The sequence below is a fragment of the Roseateles sp. L2-2 genome, from assembly GCF_050613215.1.
Lineage (GTDB): Bacteria > Pseudomonadota > Gammaproteobacteria > Burkholderiales > Burkholderiaceae_C > Roseateles > Roseateles noduli.
Map to the genome: position 1 here is coordinate 2,028,893 of NZ_CP192509.1, position 18,128 is coordinate 2,047,020.

The following is an 18,128-nucleotide window of genomic DNA, read 5'->3' on the forward strand; positions in this document are numbered from 1 at the left end:
ACTGGTTTGCCGATGCCTTCGTCGCTAGCGGTCGCGAGGCCGCGACGCACGATTGGGAGCGCAGCGGACCGCACTTCGATCTCGCGGGCATCGTGTCGGCGCGGGAGAAGTCGATCGCCGCAGTGACGGAGATCGCCGCCTTGCTGCGCCCCGGCATGTCGAGCGCCGAGGCGCTCGCGCTGGCCGACGGGCGACTGCGCGCTCTGGGCTCGCAGCGCAACTGGCATCCGACGATCGTGCGCTTCGGCGAGGACACGACCTGCACCTCGCGCGAGCCGGGCGATCCCACGCGGCGCCTGCGCCAGGACGACATCGTCTTCATCGACATCGGCCCGGTCTGGGACGGCTACGAGGGCGACTACGGCGACACCTTCGTCTTCGGCGACGACGAGGCGCATCTGCGTTGCGCTCAGGCGGCGCGTGCGGCGTTCACCGAGGCCCGCGCCGCCTGGGTGGACGGTGCGAGCGGCGTGGACCTCTACACGCTCGCGGAGGCGGCGGCACAGCGCCACGGATGCACGCTGGTCCGCGAGATGGCCGGCCACCGCGTGTCCGATTTCCCTCACGCGCTCTATGGCCGGCACAAGCTGGCGCAAGCCGGCTTCGCGCCGGGCGACGGGCTCTGGGTGCTCGAGATCCAGGTCCGCGATCAGGTCCTGCCGATCGGCGCGTTCTTCGAGGACGTGCTGATGTCGAGGACGTGCTGATGCGTCAACCGAACCCGTGCGGATCCGCCACCCTCGGCCAGTAGTCCAGCGACCTCAGCCGATACGGCGTGCTCGCGAAGTCGCAGTTCATCGCCCCGGGCGTCGTGACGTAGAGCACCGCCTTGGCGATAGGTGCGAACTCCGCGTGGAAGTGCTGCGTCGACTTCACCACGATCAGCGCCTTGTTCTCCAGCGTCAGACCCAGTCCGGTGAACGCATCCGTGCCGTAGGTCTGCGTGCGGATCGAGCAGAGCACGATGTGCACGCCGTTCGCCGCCTCCACGCGCACGCAGGTGCCGAGCCGCTCGCGCGTGCCGAGCGCGGATTGCGTGTGGTCCTCGACCACCGCGCGCACCACCACCCGCAGATCCAGCGGATCGCCCGAGGCCGGCCCGCACTTGCCGCCGATGCGCAGGTCGAGTTCCGCGCCCACGCCGGCGTCGCGGCAGATGTGCACCGCGCCCAGGTCCCACAGTGCGCCGACGATCACGTTGCCGATGCCGCGCTGGACGATGCGACGCAGGATGAAGGTGCTGTCGCAAGGGGCGCCGCCGCCGGGGTTGTCGGCGATGTCGGCGAGCACGACCGGACCATCGCCCAACGCCAGCGCACGGTCGAGCGCGCCGTCGACATCGACGAGCTCCGGGCCGATGGCGTCGCGCAGCGCCCAGAACTCACGGCCCAGTTGCTCCGCGAGTGAACGCGCCAGCGCCGGGTCGTTGTCGGTCACGACCCAGAGCTTCGCCCCGGCTTCCGGCACGTCGCCCCACGGGAAGCCGTGGCCGAGCGAGACCGACAGCACGCCCGGCTCGCGCTCCAGCGCCTGCATGCGCGCGACGAAGGACTGCATCGGCTCGCGCGTCGTATGCCACAACCCGACCATCTTGCAATCGAATGTCGAAGTCACCGGCCGCACACGGCCAGCCGCCGTGTCGACGAGGATCCGGTAGAGCTCGTGGCCGCGCGGCTCCGCGTCGATGTGCGGGTACTCCTTGAACGCCACGATCGCATCCGCCGAGCGCTGCATCAGCGCCGTGAGATGGCAGTGCAGATCGAGCTCCAGCCCGATCGCGACGTCCGGCCCCACCACCTCGCGGATGTGCGCCGCGAGATCGCCTTCGCAGTCGTCGTAGCCCTCCGCAGCCATCGCCCCATGCAGCAGCAGCTGCACCGCGTCCACCGGCATCGCCGCGCGCAGGTCGGCGAGGATCTCGTCGCGCAGCGCCTCGTAGACATGCCGCACCGTGCGACCCGACGGCTGCGCGATGGCGCACAGGCTCTCGGCGACCTGGTGACCGTCCGCCTCGATCAGCTCGCGCAGGAAGCGCATGAAGGCGCCGGTGCCTTCGGGATCGCGGCGGCTCGCGTCGCCGTGGAAGATCCCGTATTCCTCGAAACCGCCCAGCCCCGTCGGCGCCGGCGCGAAGGTGTTGGTCTCGGTGGCGAGGTGGGCGATGAAGAACTTCATGGTTCGTCCGGTGCTGGCGGCGCTCGTGCCGTTGTTGATGCTCATGAACGCTCAATAGTTGAGGTTGAAGGCCATCAACTGACCGACCACGCCGATCCAGACGATGCCCGCCAGCGCCAGGGCGACCAGCACGCCCCAGACGCGCGTCAGGCGTGTCGCGTCGACGCGGAACAGTTTCCACGCGACCCACACGCCGACGATCGCCGCCGCGATCGCGAACACGCCGCTCAGCTGCATGAGACCGAACAGCCAGTCGTTGCCGCCGTTGTAGATCGCGAGGTCGGTGCTGAGCACCGGCATGATCAGGACGAGCCAGGCGGTCACGTAGACGAGGTCGACGACGACAGCGATGCGCTGCCAGCGACGCAGACGATGCAACGCCGCAGACGTGCCGCTGGTGGCCCGGTCCGCACGACGCAACAGCGCGCCGAACGGCCAGGCGACGAGCGCTCCCGCCAGGACCAGCAACGACAGTCCGAGGATGCTCAGCGTCAGCGGCGCCGAGCGCAGGAACGGCGCTTCCTGCAGCACGGAGACGGGGTTCTCGCTGTCGATCACCGTCTTCACGCCATCGACGTCGGCCAGCGCGAGCTCCTGCATGCCGCCCTGCTTGCGCCACAGCTGCGGCGCGACTTCGCGGAAGGTGGCCATCTCGCCGGTCGGGCCCGAAGGCGCCAGGATCGTGCCGTCGGGATTCGCCGCGATGACCGTCTGGTTCATCAGGTACAGCGCGCTGAGGAAGCCGTGTTCGACGCGGCGCGACGTCTGGTAGCGCCCCGCGATCACCTGCGCATCCTTGGGTGCCGACGCCAGCGCCGGCGCGTCGACGACCGGCTTGCCGGGGAAGTAGCGGTCGAGGAAGCCCTCCATCAGCGCCTTGCGCGCGAGGTAGACCGCCGAGTCCTTCCCGCGGCTGTTGAAGGACACGAAGATCCCGACGCCTTCGTCCGGCAGCAGGCTCAGATCGGAATGGAACACGATGGTGTCGCCGCCGTGGCCCAGCAGCGTGCGGCCGTTGCGGAACTCGCGGAAGAAGCCGTGCGCCATCACGTTGAATCCGGACCGCGCCTGCGCGGATGGGCTGTGCATCAGCGCGGTGGTGGCGGGGCTCAGGATCTCGGCGCCGTTGAACTTTCCCTGCTGCAGATGCGCGAGCATGAAGCGCGCCATGTCCGATGCGGTCGCACTGCCGCTGCCCGCGGGCGCGGTGACGACCAGCTCGAACGGAGAGGGCGCCGGATCGCTCGCCTGCCGGTAGCCCTTGGCGATGAAGGGCGCGAACTTCTCCGGCAGCGGTTGCGCCGTCGTCGAATGCTGCATGCCCAGCGGCTGGAAGATGTGGCGATCGACGTAGGCGTCGAAGGGCTCGCCGGAGACGCGCTGCACGATGTAGCCGGCCAGCGCGACGCCGTAGTTGGAGTAGCCCGGCGCCTGTCCCGGCGCGAACAGCATCGGCCGTGGATGCTGCTTCAGGTAGTCCTCGTTGGACGGCGCGAGCTTCGGGTCGTAGGCGAGCAGATCCTTGAGGCCTTCCTCGAACCCGGCCGTGTGGTTCATCAGATGCCGCAGCGTGATCGGCTTGCCGAAGGTCTGCGGGATCTTGAAATCGAGGTAGTCGTTGACGTCGCGGTCCAGGTCGAGCTTGCCCGCCTGGACCTGCTGCATCACCGCCGTCCACGTGAACAGCTTGGACGTCGAGCCGGGTCGGACCATCGAGGTCTCCGCGCTCATCGGCACTTTGGCCTTCACGTCCGCGTAGCCGTAGCCCTTCTGGAACAGGACCTGTCCGTCCTTCACGACGGAGACCACCGCGCCGGCGATGTCGCCGGCTTCGAGCGAGTAGGCCACGCGACCGTCCAGCCACGCTTCGAGGTCGGCGGCGGTCAGCGCCACGGCGGCGCGAGGCGCCGAAGCGGACGGCGCCGGCGGCTCCGGCGTGGCAGCGACCTTGGGCGTGAGCGGCTTCTCGGGCGGGATCGCCGCAGGCTGCCCGCTGGGCTGCGAATGAGACGGCGACGCTGCGGACATCGCCAGCGCCAAGGTCACCAAGCCGGCGAGTCCGGCCCTCTTCATCGAGTTCATCGAGTTCATCGAGCATCCTTCAAGCGAAACAGGCGCGCCTTGTGGGCGCGCCTCGACTCCATCCCGGGAGCCTCGGGTTCAGAAGTTCTGGTTGAAACTCATCAGGTGGTGGGCGGCGCCGATCACGATGAGCACCGCGAAGGCCAGCACCCAGATCACGGCCAGCGCCTTCGTCGCCTTGCCGATGGCCGCGCCGCCCTTGAAGGCGAGCCGCGCCTGCCACAGCGACACCAGCAGTCCGCCGATGAACGCGGTCAGGGTCAGGACTTGAGCGAGCGGCAGGACGACGCTCAGGTCGCCGTCGCCTTCTAGGCGGGTGAACACCAGCGTCCACAGCGCCACCGCCAGCAGCACCAGCACGCTGGCGACTCGCACCGCCAGCAGCGACCGGCCCGGTGCTGCGACGCCGTGCCTGCGGCGCAGGACCGCGGCGACCGGCCACAGCAGCGCCGTGAGCAGCATCGTCACCAGCGAGAGCCCGGCCAGCAGCAGCGCCAGGCCGCCCGACAGCGCCGGCACCGGCTCGAACACGAAGGCGAAGACGTAGGGCTCCAGGCCCCATCGCACGACGCGGCCGTTCTCGACGATGGCCTGCAGGCGGCGCTTGCCGTGTTCCTCCTCCCACAGGTAGGGCTTGACCTCGCGGAACACGCTGCGCGAGCCGGCCAGCTCCAGCGCGACGCGGCCGTCGTCCAGCGCCTGTACCTTCAGCGGGCTGAGCAGCGGCAGCAGCGAGAAGAAGGTCGAATCCTCGCGCCGCGTGCTCTGGTACGAACCGGCCAGCTGCTGCGCATGCTGCTTCGCGGTGGCGTCGTCGACCTGGCGCGGCGTGGCCGGCCGGGCGTCCGGCAGGTAGCGGTTGGCGAAGGACTCCAGCACCGTGTCCCGCAGCCACTTGCCCTGACCGTCCTTGCCCGGCGAGTTGACCGAGATGTAGAGCCCGATGCCGTCGTCGACGAACAGCAGCAGGTCGGTGTGGAAGAGGATGGTGTCGCCGCCGTGGCCGACGACGCGGCGGCCGTTGATGTCGTGCTGGTAGAAGCCCAGCCCGATGCCGAGCAGGTCCGGCATCGGCTTGGTCAACTGCCCGTGCATCTGCTTCACCGTCTCGGGCTTGAGGATGCGCGCATCGCCGAGCTGCCCCTGCTGCAGGAAGGCCTGCATGAAGCGCCCCATGTCCGCGCCCGTCGCCGACAGGCTGCCGGCGGGCGCCAGGCTGACGATCTCGAAGCCCTTGCCGGGCTCGCCCTGCTTCTCGTAGCCCTGCGACATCAGCGGCGCGAGCGCCGGCGGCAGCGGCTGCCGGAAGCTCGCGTGACGCATGCCCAGCGGCGCGAAGATCTTCTGCTCGACGTAGTCGTCGAAGGGCAGGCCGCTGACGCGCTGCACGATGTGGCCGGCCAGCGCCGTCGCGTAGTTCGAATAGCCCGGCCGCGCGCCCGGCTCGTAGAGCGCGGGCGGGATGTAGTCCTTCAGCACTTTCGCCAGGTCGGGCGACTTGCCGGTGTAGGTGATCAGGTCGCGCGCGGTCTCCTCGAAGCCCGTCGTGTGCGTGAGCACGTGGCGCAGCGTCATCGGCTTGCCGTTGAACTGCGGGATCTTGAAGTCGAGGTACTGGTTGAGGTCGGCGTCGAGGTTGAGCTTGCCCTGCTCGACCAGCTGCATCACCGCCGTCCACGTGAACAGCTTGGACACCGAGCCGGGGCGGAACAGCGTGCGCTCCGCATCGACGGGAACGCGCCGGTCCCAGTCGGCGTAGCCGTAGCCCTGCTGGATCAGCGGCTGGCCGTCCTTCACGATGACGACGACGGCGCCCGGCACCTGCGCCATCTTCAGCGCGGCGGGCATCAGGCCGTCCAGCCAGGCCTGCGTGTCGGCCAGCGTCATCGGCTGCGCGGCGGCCTTGGCAGTGGCGGGCAATGTCGCGGAGGACGCGGCCGACGCCGGCGCGGTCGCGGTGATCGGCGCGATCGGCGCCGACTTGGGCGTGGTGGTCGGCGTCTGCGCGGAGGCGTCCGGCACGGCGCCGAACGCGGCCAGCATCAGCGCGCAGAGGCGCAAGGTCAGTGGCTTCATGGGGCGGCGTTCAGAAGTTGTAGTTGACCGAGGCGCCGATCGTGCGCGGCTGTGCCGGCGTCGCGCGCAGGGGACCGCCGAAGGCGGTGAGCGCCGTGTCGGCGCCGAGGATCGCGCGCTTGTCGGTGAGGTTGCGGACGAAGGCCGACAGCTGCCAGGCGCCGAAGTCCATGCCCCACTGCGCGTCGACGAGCGTGTAGGCCGGCATCACGAAGTTGGGGATGGAGGTGGTGTCGCTGTCGTAGCCCGCGTTGCGCTTGCCGACGTGGCGGACCTGCAGGCTGGCGTAGGACGGCTTGCCGGCCAGCGCGAAGTTGTAGCGCGCGCCCAGCGACACGGACAGCTTCGCCGAGTTCGGCAGCCTCGCGCCCGAGGGGCCGAGCGCCGGCGCGTCTTCCTTGAGCTTGCCGTCGGTCCAGGCCAGGCTGCCTTCCAGGCGCCAGTCGTCGTTGATCGCGTAGCGCGACGCCAGCTCCAGCCCCTTCACCTCGGCCTTGCCGGCGTTGCCCATCACCGTCGTCGCGCCGAAGGCGAGCGGCTGCTGCAGCTTGCTCCAGCGGATGTCGAAGAGCGCGACCTCCAGCGACAGGCGCCGGTCCAGCAGGTCGGCCTTGTAGCCGGCCTCGTAGCTCCAGAGCGTGTCGGCCTCGAAGGAGGTCGGCGCGCCGGGGATGACCTGGCCGTTCTCGTCGATCGCCTGCGGGTTGGGACCGCCGGGACGGTAGCCGCTGGCGGCGCGGACGTAGACGCTGCTCTGCTTGTCGAGCGAATACCGGCCGGTCACCAGGTAGGTGTTGGACCGATCCTTGGACGTGGCCGGCTCCGGGAAGTCCGGGACGTCGTTGGTGAAGGTCTCGTACGCCTGCTTGTTGCGCGCCACGCGGGCGCCCAGCGTGAAGGACAGCGCCGAGGTCGGGTTCCAGGTCACGTCGCCGTAGACGGCGTTCTCCTCGTAGCTCGCGGGCTGGCCCACGCGCACCAGCTCCATGTCGGCATCGGCGCCGGTGGGCAGGCCCCACAGGCGCTGGTTGTAGTTGTTGCGTTCCTTGTTGTGATACAGACCGACCAGCCATTCGACGGTGCCTCGCGCCGACGTCAGGCGCAGCTCCTGCGTTTCCTTGCGCAGCTTGGTGCGGTTGTCCAGCTGCACGAAGTCGAAGGCGCCGCCGCCGAGGATCTCGGTCGCGTCCAGCAGCGTGTCGCCGTTGAAGCGCTGGCTGGACACGATGGCGTTCAGGCGCGCCCAGCCGAAGTCGTAGTCGACATCCGCCGACAGCAGCCGCGTGCGGATGCTGTAGGGCTCGGAGATCGACAGGTCGTGGGTCAGATCGCCGTGGAGGGGCTTGCCGGTCGCCACGTCGTACTGGACCACGCCGGTGCCGTCGCGTTCGATCTTCTGGTCGACCGCGGAGAGGCGGACCTTCATCTTCGACATCGGCTCCAGCAGCAGCGAGACCCGTCCGCCGCGCGTGTCGCCGTCGTTGACGTGCTTGCCCGGCGCCAGGCCGGAGGCCTTGATGTAGCCGCCGTCGTGGTCGTTGAAGGCGGCCACGCGCAGGGCGGCGACGCCGGCGCTCAGCGGCACGTTCACCACCGCGCTCTCCGTGTGCCCGAGCGCGCCGCCCTTGATGCCGCGCACGCCCAGGCCGACCTTGCCGGAGAACTCCAGGGTGTCGGGCTCGTTGGTGACGTACTTGAGCAGGCCGCCCATCGCGCCCGCGCCGTAGAGCGTGCCCTGCGGGCCGCGCAGCAGCTCGATGTGATGCAGGTCCAGCAGCGACATGTCGAGCGCGGCCACCGCCGCGCCGCCGAAGGCGGTGCTGGAGCCGTAGGCCACCTCGTCGACATAGGTGCCGACCGTCGCCGTGCCCGCGCTGCCCACGTTGATGCCGCGGATGCTGACCTGGCCGCGGCCCGGACCGCCGTCGCTGCTGACGTCCACGCCGGGCAGGCTGCCCACGTAGTCCACCAGCGAGCCGGCGCCGGAGCGCTCCAGGCCTTCCGTGCTGATCGTCTCGACGCGCAGCGGCACGTCGCGCAGCGGCTCGCGGCGACGCGTCGCGGTGACGGTCACGACCTCCAGCTTCTCCGCCTTGACCGCGGCGCGGTCGCCGTCCTTCTCGACGCCGCCGGCGGACGAGGCCGCAGCCGCCGGTGCAGGCGGCGTCGCGGCCGCCTGACTCCACGCCGGCATGGCGTGCAGCGCCGCGAGGCAGGGCAGCAGCAGCGGCGCGAAGGCGAATCGACGCGTGGGGCGCATGGACCGTGAGCAGCGTGCAGTGGGCGCTAGTCGGCGGGAACGGGGGGAGGCGTTCATTCGGTGGACTCCTGGCGAGGCGGGCGAAGTTGAACCACAAGTTTCCAATTTGGAAAAAGCTTTCACATTGGTGGAAACCTTAGCTGCTATGACGCGAAGCTTCAACTCAGGGTGATCGCGGTGGTCCGGCGGGGCCGCCTTGCTAAGATCGCCTCACTGTTTGCTTCCCTCGACCATGGCCATCGACTCGAACCTTCCTGGTGACCACATCCGCAGCGTGCGACGCCGTCTGGGCCTGACGCTCAGCGACGTGAGCGGGCGGACCGGCCTGGCGGTGTCGACGCTTTCCAAACTGGAAAAGGGCAACATGTCCCTGTCCTACGACAAGCTGATGCTGCTGAGCAAGGGCCTGGGCGTGGACATGGCGGAGCTGCTGGCCGACGTGCCCGGCTCGCGTGCAGCGCCGGGCGGCGGCGGACGTCGCATCGTCGAGCGCGCCGGGGAAGGGCAGCAGGTCGTGACGGAGAGTTATCAGCAGCTCTACCTCGCGACGGAGCTGCTGAACAAGCGCGTCACGCCGTTGATCGCGGAGGTCAACGCGCGCACGTTGGACGAGTTCAAGGCGGAGTTCGGCGACCTCATCCGCCATCCCGGCGAGGAGTTCGCGTACGTGCTGGAGGGCGAGATCGCCTTCCACTGCGAGCTGTATGCGCCGGTGGTGCTGAAGGCCGGGGACTCGATCTACTTCGACAGCGAAATGGGGCACGCCTATCTGAAGGCGTCCGACGCGCGCTGCCGCGTGCTGGCGACCTGCGCGCCGCGCAGCAGCGGCACGCCGGACGGGTTCAGCCAGCATTTCATCGATGTGTCCAAGCGTCTGCAGGAGCCGGCGCCGGCGCCCGCACCGACCACCTCCGGCAAGGGCGCGAAGGCCGCAGCCACGAAGTTGCGCGGTTCGAAGCGCTGAGCTCTTCTTACTCCCTCTCCCGCTTGCGGGAGAGGGCAGGGGTGAGGGCCAGCTGCCGTGGCAGTGATCAATCCTCCAGCTTCTTGAGCATCGGCGTGAGCGCCAATAACGCGATCGCCGAAGCCGCCGCGAGCGCTGCGAGCAGCACGAAGAACCCTGCGGGCCCGAGCCATTCCCACGCGCGTCCCACGACCCCCGACAGCAGGTTGCCCGCGAACGCTGCGAGGAACCACGCCGCGATGACCGTCGCGCCCATGCCCGACGGCGCGAGCCGCGCAAACAGCCCCAGCCCGACCGGCAGGATGTAGAGCTCGCCGACCGTGTAGACCGCGAAGAACACCACCAGCAGCAGCCCGCTCACCGGCTTGCCATCGGACATCGCGGCCATCGCCGCCAGCAGCAGGTAGGCCGCGGCGACGCCGGCCGCGCCGATCGCCATCTTCCGGACCGGCGCGGGCTCGCGGCCCTTCACGGCGGCGCGTCGCCACGCGCGGATCAGCAACGGCGTGAACAGGAAGACGAACAGCGGATTGAGCGACTGCACCCAGGTCACGGGAATCGCGAAGCCGAACGCATGCAGGTCGACGCTCGTGTCCGCCCACAGCGCCAGCGTGTTGCCGCTGTGCGCGTAGGCGCTGCGGAACACCATCACCGACAGCGCCACCAGCAGCAGCGGCACGACGATCGCCGCGACACCCGGCTTGCGCCGCGCCGCGCCGTCGGCAGATGCCCCCGAGGACGTCGACGCCGTCGATGAGTCCGTCGCATCCGCCGGTCCCGTCGAGCCCGCGGCCCCCGCCGCATCGGGGCTCGCGGCATTGGCGGCGCGTGCGGACGTGTCGCGCGGCCGGTCCGCCGGCAGATGCCGGCCGCCTAGCAGATAGATCGCCAGCCCCACGCACATGCCGACGCCCGCCGCGCCGAAGCCCCAGTGCCAGCCGTAGACCTCGCCCAGCGTGCCGCAGGCCAGCGGCGCGAGCAGGCCGCCGAGGTTCACGCCGACGTAGTAGACGTTGTAGGCGCCGCCGCGGCGCGGGTCGCTCTCGGCGTAGAGATCGCCGACCTGGCTCGGCAGGTTCGGCAGGAAGAGCCCGTTGCCCAGCGCGATGAGCACGAGGCTCGGATAGAACAGCGCCTCCCAGCTCAGCGCGAAATGCCCGACCGCCATCAGGCTGCCGCCGATCACGATGGCCAGGCGCCTTCCCAGCCAGCGGTCGGCCAGGTAGCCGCCGGCGATCGGCGTCAGGAACACACCGCCCGTGTACAGCCCGTAGATCAACGAGGCGTCGGCCTGCGTGAAATGCAGCTGCTTGGTCATGTAATAGACCAGCAGCGCGCTCATCCCGTAGAAAGAGAAGCGCTCCCACATCTCGGTCAGGAACAGCACGGTGAGCCCGCGCGGCTGTCCGAACCAGGTGGCGCGCGAGCGCGTCGCGGAGCGATCGACGCCGGTGTCGCCGGCGTTCCCTGCGTTCCCGGGGATCTCGGCGTTGGCGGGTGTGGTGCTGGGGGGGGTCATGGTGGCGCTCATCGTCGCGGTCCTTCCGGCGGAAGTTCTGCGGGTCTTCCCGTGTCAAACAAGGTTGTGCATCGAGTTGTCAGGATGGTAGAGTTATTTTCCAAATTGGAAAGTAGCTAAAAACCATGAGTGAGACGACCGCCCGCAGCGTGGATTGCCTGGTGATCGGGGCCGGCATCGCCGGGGCGTCGATCGCGGCGAACCTCGCGCCGCACATGACGGTGGCCGTGCTCGAAGCGGAGGCGCACGCCGGGTATCACACCACCGGGCGCTCCGCGGCGCTGTACTCGGCGCTCTACGGGAACGCACCGGTCCGCGCGCTGACGCGGGCCAGCCGGCCGTTCTTCGACCGGACGCCAGCGGGCTTCGCCGAGGTGCCGCTGCTGCGCGCGCGGGACACGCTCTATCTGATCGGCGCCGGGCAGCAGGCCGTCGCGGACCGGTTCGCCGCCGACGAGGACGTGCGTGCGCACACGCGCCGGCTGGACGCGGACGAGGTGATCCGGCGCCTGACCATCCTGCAGCGCGATCGCATCGAGGGCGCCTTGCTCGACGACACCTCGGCGGACATCGACGTCGACGCGCTGCATCAGGGCTTCCTGCGCCAGGCGCGGGCCGGCGGCGTGCGCGTGCATCTGGGATCGCCGCTGCGCGAGCTGGTCCGCGAGAAGAAGGGCTGGCTCGCCCGCACCGATCAATTCAGCATTCGCGCGCCGCTGGTGATCAACGCGGCGGGCGCCTGGGCCGATGCCGTGGCGCAACTGGCCGGCGTCGCTCCCTTGGCGCTTCAGCCGCTGCGACGCACCGCGGCGCTGATCGACGTGCCGACGGGCGTCACCGCCGCCGAGGCGGCCGACTGGCCCGCGGTCATCGCCATCGACGAGAGCCACTACTTCAAGCCCGATGCCGGCCTGCTGCTGATCTCCCCGGCGGATGAAACGCCGAGCCCGCCCTGCGATGCGCAGCCCGAGGAACTGGACGTCGCGATCGCGGTCGACCGCTTCGAGACCCTCAGCGGCCGGCGCGTCGCGCGCGTGCGGCATTGCTGGGCGGGGCTGCGCGTGTTCAGCCCCGATCGCACGCCGGTCGCCGGATTCGATCCCACGGCGCCCGGCTTCTTCTGGTGCGCGGGGCAGGGCGGCTACGGCATCCAGACCGCACCCGCGCTGGGCCGCGCCGCGGCGGCGCTCGCCCGCGGCGAGGACCTGCCCGACGACATCGCCGCCGCCGGCGTCCATGCCCGAGACCTCTCTCCCCAGCGTTTCCGCAACGCCTGACCCTCTCCGTCGAGTTCCCCATCTCATGCCCCGTCTACAACTGTCCACCCACGTCGAGCAGCTCGCGCTGCGAGAACCCTTCGTCATCTCCGGCTACCGCTTCACCGAGATGCCCGCGATGCGCGTCGTCCTGCGGGACGGTCCGGACGAAGGGCGCGGCGAGGCCGCCGGCGTCTACTACCTGAACGACCGCCCGGCGGACATGCCGGCGCAGCTCGAAGCGGTCCGCGACGCGATCGAAGGCGGCATCGGCCGCGAAGCGCTGCGGCGCCTGCTGCCGCCGGGCGGTGCGCGCAACGCGGTCGACTGCGCGCTGTGGGAGCTCGAAGCCCGGCGCACCGGTCAGGCCGTGTGGCAGATGGCCGGGCTCGGAGAACCGCGCCCGCTGACCACGACGATCACGCTGGGCGCCGACGAGCCGGGCGCGATGGCGACGAGGGCGCTCGCGTTGCGCGACACGCGGGCGCTCAAGCTCAAGCTCACCGGCGACACCGACGCCGACATCGAGCGGGTGCGGGCGGTGCGCGCGGCGCGTCCCGACGTCTGGCTCAGCGTCGACGCCAACCAGGGCTTCACGCCGACGAGCATCGAGGCGCTGCTGCCGGTGCTGGTCGCCTGCGACGTCAGCCTCGTCGAGCAGCCGTTCGCGCGCGGTCGCGAGGCCGACATGGCGCTCGTCGACTTCCCCATGCCGACCGCGGCGGACGAGAGCTGCCTGACGCTCGATGAACTTGAAGCGCTGCCGGGGCGCTTCGACGTGCTCAACATCAAGCTCGACAAATGCGGCGGCCTCACCGAAGCGCTGCTGATGGCGCATCGGGCGCGCGTGCTCAAGCTCGGCGTGATGGTCGGCAACATGGGCGGCACCAGCCTGGCGATGGCGCCGGCGATGCTGGTCGGCCAGCTCTGCGACATCGTCGACCTCGACGGGCCGACGATCCTGGTGCAGGACGTCGTGCCGGGTGTGAGCTACGGCGAGGGGAAGGTGGACTGCCCGGTGGCGGTCTGGGGGTAGCCGCCAACGGGATGGACAGTCTCCTGGGTCGTCGCTGCGCCGATTCATAATGAGGTGCAACCACTCGGAGGTCCTTTTGAGGCTGACTCGGATCAAGCTGAAGAACTATCGTCGCTTCGACGAGTTTGAGATCAGCCTTCACCCCGAACTTACGGTCATTGCGGCCAGAAATGGTCAAGGCAAGACCACCATCCTTGAAGCGATCGCGGCATCGCTCGGCCCGTTCATCGGCGCATTCGACTCGGGAAAGTCCGAACACATCCGGCGTACGGACGCGCGGTATGGACCGGTCGGGAACGGTCTTGAGAACGAACAGAATTTCCCCGTCCTCATCGACGCTGCGTTGAGCGAGCCGGCCCAGATCGTGTGGCAACGCGCCCTCTACAGCGCCAAGGGCCGGACCACGAGCAGGGAGGCCGCCCCCTTGGCCAGTCTTGGGGCATCGTTGCAGACGCAACTGCGCCATGACGCCGAAACGCCCCTGCCGGTCATCCGCTACTACAGCTCCAAGCGGCTCTGGGTCAGCCACAAGAGTTCATCGACCAAGGCGACGCTCACCGAAAGCCGAACGGTGGGCTACGAGGATTGCCTGTCGTCGCTGTCCAGTTTCGTCCAACTTCAGGAGTGGATGCGGAAGGCGTCGCTGGCTGTCGTTCAGCAGCGCGATCAGCCAGGCTATGAGGGTTCGGACCTGCAACCCCGTCTGCGCGGAATCGCCGATGCGGTCGATGCCGTCATGGCGGGTGAGGGGTGGAGTCATTTCCATTACAGCCTTGTGTTCGAGGAGCTTGCCATGGTCCATGCCGACCATGGGGCGTTGCCTATCAGCCTGCTCAGTGATGGCGTGCGAGCCATGATTTCCCTGGCAGCTGATCTGGCCCTGCGCTGCGTCCGTCTCAACGGGTTCTTGAAAGAAAGGGCCCCCCGCGAGAGTTCAGGCATCGTCCTGATCGATGAAGTGGACCTCCACCTCCACCCGGCTTGGCAACAGCAAGTGATGCAGAGTCTGCGCAGCGCATTCCCCAAGCTGCAGTTCATCGTCAGCAGCCACAGCCCGCAGGTGCTTTCCACGGTGAAGCGGGAGAGCGTCCGGGTCGTCTTCAAGGACACCGAAGGCCGATGGCAGGCCCCGGCGCCCGATCAGGAAATCCTGGGACTGGAGAGTGCGGTGGCACTGAATGACGTGATGGGCGTCAATCCCATTCCGCCCGTGGAAGAAGCCCAGTTGATCGCCGACTACACCGCGGTGATTGAGCGCGGGCAGCACGACAGTGCCGATGGCCAGGTGCTGCGCGATCGACTGCTGGCCGTCTATGGCGCGGGACACCCTGTGCTGATCGACGCCGACAGGCTCATCCGCTTTCAGGGTTTCAAGCTCCGTCAGTCGCAGGAGACACAGCGCTGATGCACAAGCTTGATCGTGCAGGGGTGACGCCTCCTGCGTGCCTGACGGGCTACGGCTATCCCGCGCACACTTGGGAAAATCTAGGACGCGAATGCAAGCGTGAGTTGCGGGCCGCACTTGTGCGGATGCAGGGAGAGCCGGGCGTCACGACGCCGGACGCCAACGAGTATGGGCTGCGATGTGCCTATTGCGAGGGAAGGGTTCTCCACGAGGGGCACATCGAGCATTTCCGGCGCAAGAGTCCTCTCCACTTTCCGCAATTGACGTTCGCCTGGAGCAACCTATTTCTCGCGTGCGGCTCGAATGATCACTGTGGGCACTACAAGGACCGCAAAGGCACTTCCTACGACTCGGCGGCACTCCTCAAGCCAGACCAGGATGAGCCTGACGATTACCTGCATTTCCATTCGTCCGGGCAAGTGCGCGTGCGTGAAGGACTGGAGCAGGCCGACGCTCATCGAGCCAGCGAAACCATCCGTGTGTTCGGCTTGGACAATCCAACATTGAAGGGGGCCCGCGCCAAGGCCTTGTCGGTCTATAAAAAGAAGGTGGTGGGCGATCTCGACGAATTGGCTTCGTGGACACCTGCCGACAGGCAGGCGTATCTGGCCGGCGAGATCGCACAAACGCGATACGAGCCCTACGCGACCACCGTCAAGCACTTCCTGCAACGATCTGCTTAGAGATCGCTCGCAACCCTGGTGAACCGCATCACCCAGTTCGTCTCCCACGTCGTCCCGCCGTCGGCCGAGAACGCCTGCTCCCAGCGGGGCTCCTGCACGTGGCGCTTGTCCCAGGTGAATCGCACCTTGATGTCTCGCCCGTCGAGCACGTCGTCGGCGAAGAACAGCCCGATCGGGCCGTCGAAGCGGCCCTTCACCGGCACATCCAGCGCGTGGGGCGCGCGGCCGTCCAGCCACCAGATCGCCCACAGGCCGCTCTTCGGATCGAAGGAGCGCAGCGCGACCGCGCGGTAGAGGCCTTCCGGCAGATCGAGCTCGTTGTCCTCGATGTTGCCGAGCCCGCCGAGGATGGGCCGCGTGGTGCAGCGGCCTTCAAACTCGGTCCAGTCCTCGCAGCCGCTGAGGCGGCGATTCAGTCGGCGGTGATGGATGGCGAAGCTGCCGAATTCGAAGTCGAAGTCATCGGCGCCGGAAGAGGAGGGCGTGTGCATGGAAGGCCTCGGGTCGGGTGGTCGACCCGGGCAGTTTCCGCGCGCGGCCGTCCAGTTCTGGCAGCAGCGCGAGCGCCGGGCGGCGGTAGACGGCCCGGCGCGAAGCCCGACCGTTCAGGGCTTGTGCGCGATCGCGAAGTCCAGCGCCGCGCGCACCGCCGTCACCTGCGCCTCCACGCATTCCTCCGGATTCGTGCGAGGACTGTCGGGATACACCTCGGTGGTCGTCGTGAACGGCGCCCGCGTCACGCTCGCACACAAGCCGGAGTTGCGGACCGGGAACTCGATGACGCCTCGTGCGCTCAAGGGCGCGCCGATGATGTGGCCGTCCGCGTCCGGCGGTGCGATGTGGGTGACCTGCTCCACCGCCTGGATGATGGCTTCCTGGAAGTCCAGCCGGGTGGTCTCGCTGTCGCCGACCAGATAGAAGCCGTCGGGGACTTCCTCGGCCACGAGCGGCTTGCCGTCGCGCGCCGCCAGCGCCAGGCGGAACTCCGTGATGTCGGTGTCCGTCGTCTCGTGCAGGTCGATGTGCAGCAGGAACTGGCCGGCGTACGGCGTCAGCAGCTCGATCAGCGCCGAGGACTCCGCGGCCTCGCGTCGCGCGCCGAAGTTCCGGTTGGGATCGACTGCGTGGTAATTCCAGCGGCAGATGCGTTCGTAGGCCCAGGGGCTCACGCAAGGCACGACGATCACGTTCACGCGATCGCTGAAGGCTTCGGCGTGTTCCTCGGCGAAGCGCAGCGCGCCCAGCACGCCGCTGGTCTCGTAGCCGTGGACGCCGCCGGTGACCAGCGCCACCGGCCGCGCCGGATCCCACGAGCGGCTCTTCAACGCGAGCAGCGGGTAGGCGTCGGCACCGTAGGTCAGCTGTCCGTAGCGGACGACCTCGAAGCGGTCGGCCAGGGCCTCGACGCGCGGGACGACGTCGTCCTCATAGCGCCGGGACACGACCTGGCGCTCGCGCCAGGCGGTGCGTTCCGCGTCGCCCCACGGGACGCCGGGAGTGCCGATGGGATAGAAGCGCGCTGTGCTCATGAATGCTCCGAATCCGGGGAGGGTCATCAAGTCGGCGAGTGTCTCCCATCCGCGATGGTCGACTATCCTGCGCCGGCATTGTTCAACCAGGAGCTGCGCGCATGAAGTACACCAAGCTGGGCAACACGGGACTGGACGTCTCGCGGCTGTGCCTGGGATGCATGACTTTCGGAGCGGCCGACGTCGGCAACCACAGCTGGACGCTGGACCTCGACACCTCCCGCGTCCTCTTCCGCAAGGCGGTCGACAGCGGCATCACCTTCTTCGACACCGCCAACAGCTACTCCGGCGGCACCTCCGAGCAGATGGTGGGCGTGCTGCTCAAGGAGATGACGCGGCGCGAGGAGGTCGTGCTCGCGACCAAGATGTACTTCCCGTACGAGACGCCGGAAGGCGTCCGGCATCGCCGCGGGCTGTCGCGCAAGCAGGTGCTCGCCGAGATCGACGCGAGCCTGGCGCGCCTGGGCACCGACTACGTCGATCTGCTGCAGATCCACCGCTGGGACCACGACACGCCGATCGAGGAGACGATGTGCGCGTTGAACGACGTGGTGCGCTCGGGGCGTGCGCGTTACCTGGGCGCCTCGTCGATGTACGCGTGGCAGTTCGCGAAGGCGCAGGAGGTGGCGCGACGCAACGGCTGGACGCCGTTCGTGAGCATGCAGAACCACGTCAACCTGCTGTATCGCGAAGAGGAGCGCGAGATGATCCCGCTATGCGCGGACCAGGGCGTCGGGCTGATCCCGTGGAGTCCGATGGCGCGCGGCCGTCTCACCCGGCCGATGGATGTCGCCACGCAGCGGCTGCAGACCGACGACGTCGGCAAGCGGCTCTACGGCAGGACGGGCGACCAGGACCGTCCGGTCATCCAGGCCGTGCAGGACCTCGCGGCCCGGCGCGGCGTGAAGATGGCGCAGATCGCCCTCGCGTGGGTGTTGGCGAAGCCGGAGGTGACGGCGCCCATCATCGGTGCGTCGAAGCTCGAGCAGCTGGACGACGCCGTCGGTGCGCTGGACCTGGTGCTGGCCGACGACGAGATCGCCGCGCTGCAAGCGCCCTACGTGCCGCACGCCATCAGCGGACACGAGTAAATCCGGGACGCGCGACGGGCGGGCTTGCGCTACCCTTCGCGCTCGGAGTCCG

General features: G+C 68.8%; 14 protein-coding genes. 7 read left to right on the forward strand and 7 right to left on the reverse strand.

The genetic code is table 11. The features are described from left to right. Positions 1-92: 92 nt before the first annotated feature. Entirely contained in the window at positions 93-707 is a 615-nt protein-coding gene (locus ACQZ13_RS09230; protein ID WP_431051255.1) for a M24 family metallopeptidase, read from the forward strand. A gap of 4 nt (positions 708-711) precedes the next feature. Here ACQZ13_RS09230 and ACQZ13_RS09235 read toward each other — a convergent pair whose 3' ends face one another. From ACQZ13_RS09235 to ACQZ13_RS09250, 4 genes are all read right to left on the reverse strand, one after another. Continuing rightward, on the reverse strand, positions 712-2,175 hold the full coding sequence (locus tag ACQZ13_RS09235) for a M81 family metallopeptidase (RefSeq protein ID WP_431053176.1): 1,464 nt from the start codon (positions 2,173-2,175) through the stop codon (positions 712-714). A gap of 51 nt (positions 2,176-2,226) precedes the next feature. Further along, positions 2,227-4,266: a serine hydrolase gene (locus ACQZ13_RS09240; protein WP_431051257.1), complete on the reverse strand. Its 2,040-nt coding sequence runs from the start codon at positions 4,264-4,266 to the stop codon at positions 2,227-2,229. Between the two features lie 69 nt (positions 4,267-4,335). Further along, positions 4,336-6,333: a serine hydrolase domain-containing protein gene (locus tag ACQZ13_RS09245; protein WP_431051259.1), complete on the reverse strand. Its 1,998-nt coding sequence runs from the start codon at positions 6,331-6,333 to the stop codon at positions 4,336-4,338. A gap of 10 nt (positions 6,334-6,343) precedes the next feature. Continuing rightward, positions 6,344-8,593, reverse strand: a complete 2,250-nt coding sequence (locus tag ACQZ13_RS09250) for a TonB-dependent receptor (RefSeq protein WP_431051261.1) — start codon at positions 8,591-8,593, stop codon at positions 6,344-6,346. Positions 8,594-8,825: 232 nt separating this feature from the next. Here ACQZ13_RS09250 and ACQZ13_RS09255 point away from each other — a divergent pair, with 232 nt between their 5' ends. After that, positions 8,826-9,557 carry a helix-turn-helix domain-containing protein gene (locus ACQZ13_RS09255; RefSeq protein ID WP_431051263.1) on the forward strand — a complete coding sequence of 244 codons (732 nt, stop codon included), beginning with the start codon at positions 8,826-8,828 and terminating at the stop codon, positions 9,555-9,557. 67 nt (positions 9,558-9,624) lie between these two features. Here ACQZ13_RS09255 and ACQZ13_RS09260 read toward each other — a convergent pair whose 3' ends face one another. Then, positions 9,625-11,076, reverse strand: coding sequence for a peptide MFS transporter (locus ACQZ13_RS09260; protein WP_431051265.1), 1,452 nt, complete (start codon positions 11,074-11,076; stop codon positions 9,625-9,627). A 125-nt stretch (positions 11,077-11,201) separates the two neighbouring features. On the opposite strand from ACQZ13_RS09260, the gene ACQZ13_RS09265 reads away from it, so the two are divergent. The 4 genes from ACQZ13_RS09265 (at position 11,202) to ACQZ13_RS09280 (ending at position 15,456) form a co-directional block, all read left to right on the forward strand. Further along, the gene (locus ACQZ13_RS09265) at positions 11,202-12,353 is read left to right on the forward strand and encodes an NAD(P)/FAD-dependent oxidoreductase (protein WP_431051267.1); all 1,152 of its coding nucleotides are present in this window, start codon (positions 11,202-11,204) and stop codon (positions 12,351-12,353) included. A gap of 25 nt (positions 12,354-12,378) precedes the next feature. After that, entirely contained in the window at positions 12,379-13,368 is a 990-nt protein-coding gene (locus ACQZ13_RS09270; protein ID WP_431051269.1) for a dipeptide epimerase, read from the forward strand. Positions 13,369-13,444: 76 nt separating this feature from the next. After that, positions 13,445-14,773 (forward strand): AAA family ATPase, encoded by a 1,329-nt coding sequence (locus ACQZ13_RS09275; RefSeq protein WP_431051271.1) that lies wholly within the window; start codon positions 13,445-13,447, stop codon positions 14,771-14,773. Next, a complete protein-coding gene (locus ACQZ13_RS09280) occupies positions 14,773-15,456 on the forward strand; it encodes a retron system putative HNH endonuclease (protein ID WP_431051273.1) in 684 nt (227 codons plus the stop codon). Before ACQZ13_RS09275 ends, ACQZ13_RS09280 begins: the two co-directional genes overlap by 1 nt. On the opposite strand, the gene ACQZ13_RS09285 is transcribed toward ACQZ13_RS09280, so the two are convergent. Beyond that, positions 15,453-15,947 carry a DUF1579 domain-containing protein gene (locus tag ACQZ13_RS09285; protein WP_431051275.1) on the reverse strand — a complete coding sequence of 165 codons (495 nt, stop codon included), beginning with the start codon at positions 15,945-15,947 and terminating at the stop codon, positions 15,453-15,455. The two genes, ACQZ13_RS09280 and ACQZ13_RS09285, sit on opposite strands and share 4 nt — an antisense overlap. Before the next feature lie 114 nt (positions 15,948-16,061). Then, on the reverse strand, positions 16,062-16,985 hold the full coding sequence (locus tag ACQZ13_RS09290; RefSeq protein ID WP_431051277.1) for a M14 family metallopeptidase: 924 nt from the start codon (positions 16,983-16,985) through the stop codon (positions 16,062-16,064). A gap of 101 nt (positions 16,986-17,086) precedes the next feature. Here ACQZ13_RS09290 and ACQZ13_RS09295 point away from each other — a divergent pair, with 101 nt between their 5' ends. Then, positions 17,087-18,076 carry an aldo/keto reductase gene (locus tag ACQZ13_RS09295; protein WP_431051279.1) on the forward strand — a complete coding sequence of 330 codons (990 nt, stop codon included), beginning with the start codon at positions 17,087-17,089 and terminating at the stop codon, positions 18,074-18,076. The last annotated feature ends 52 nt before the right edge of the window (positions 18,077-18,128 follow it).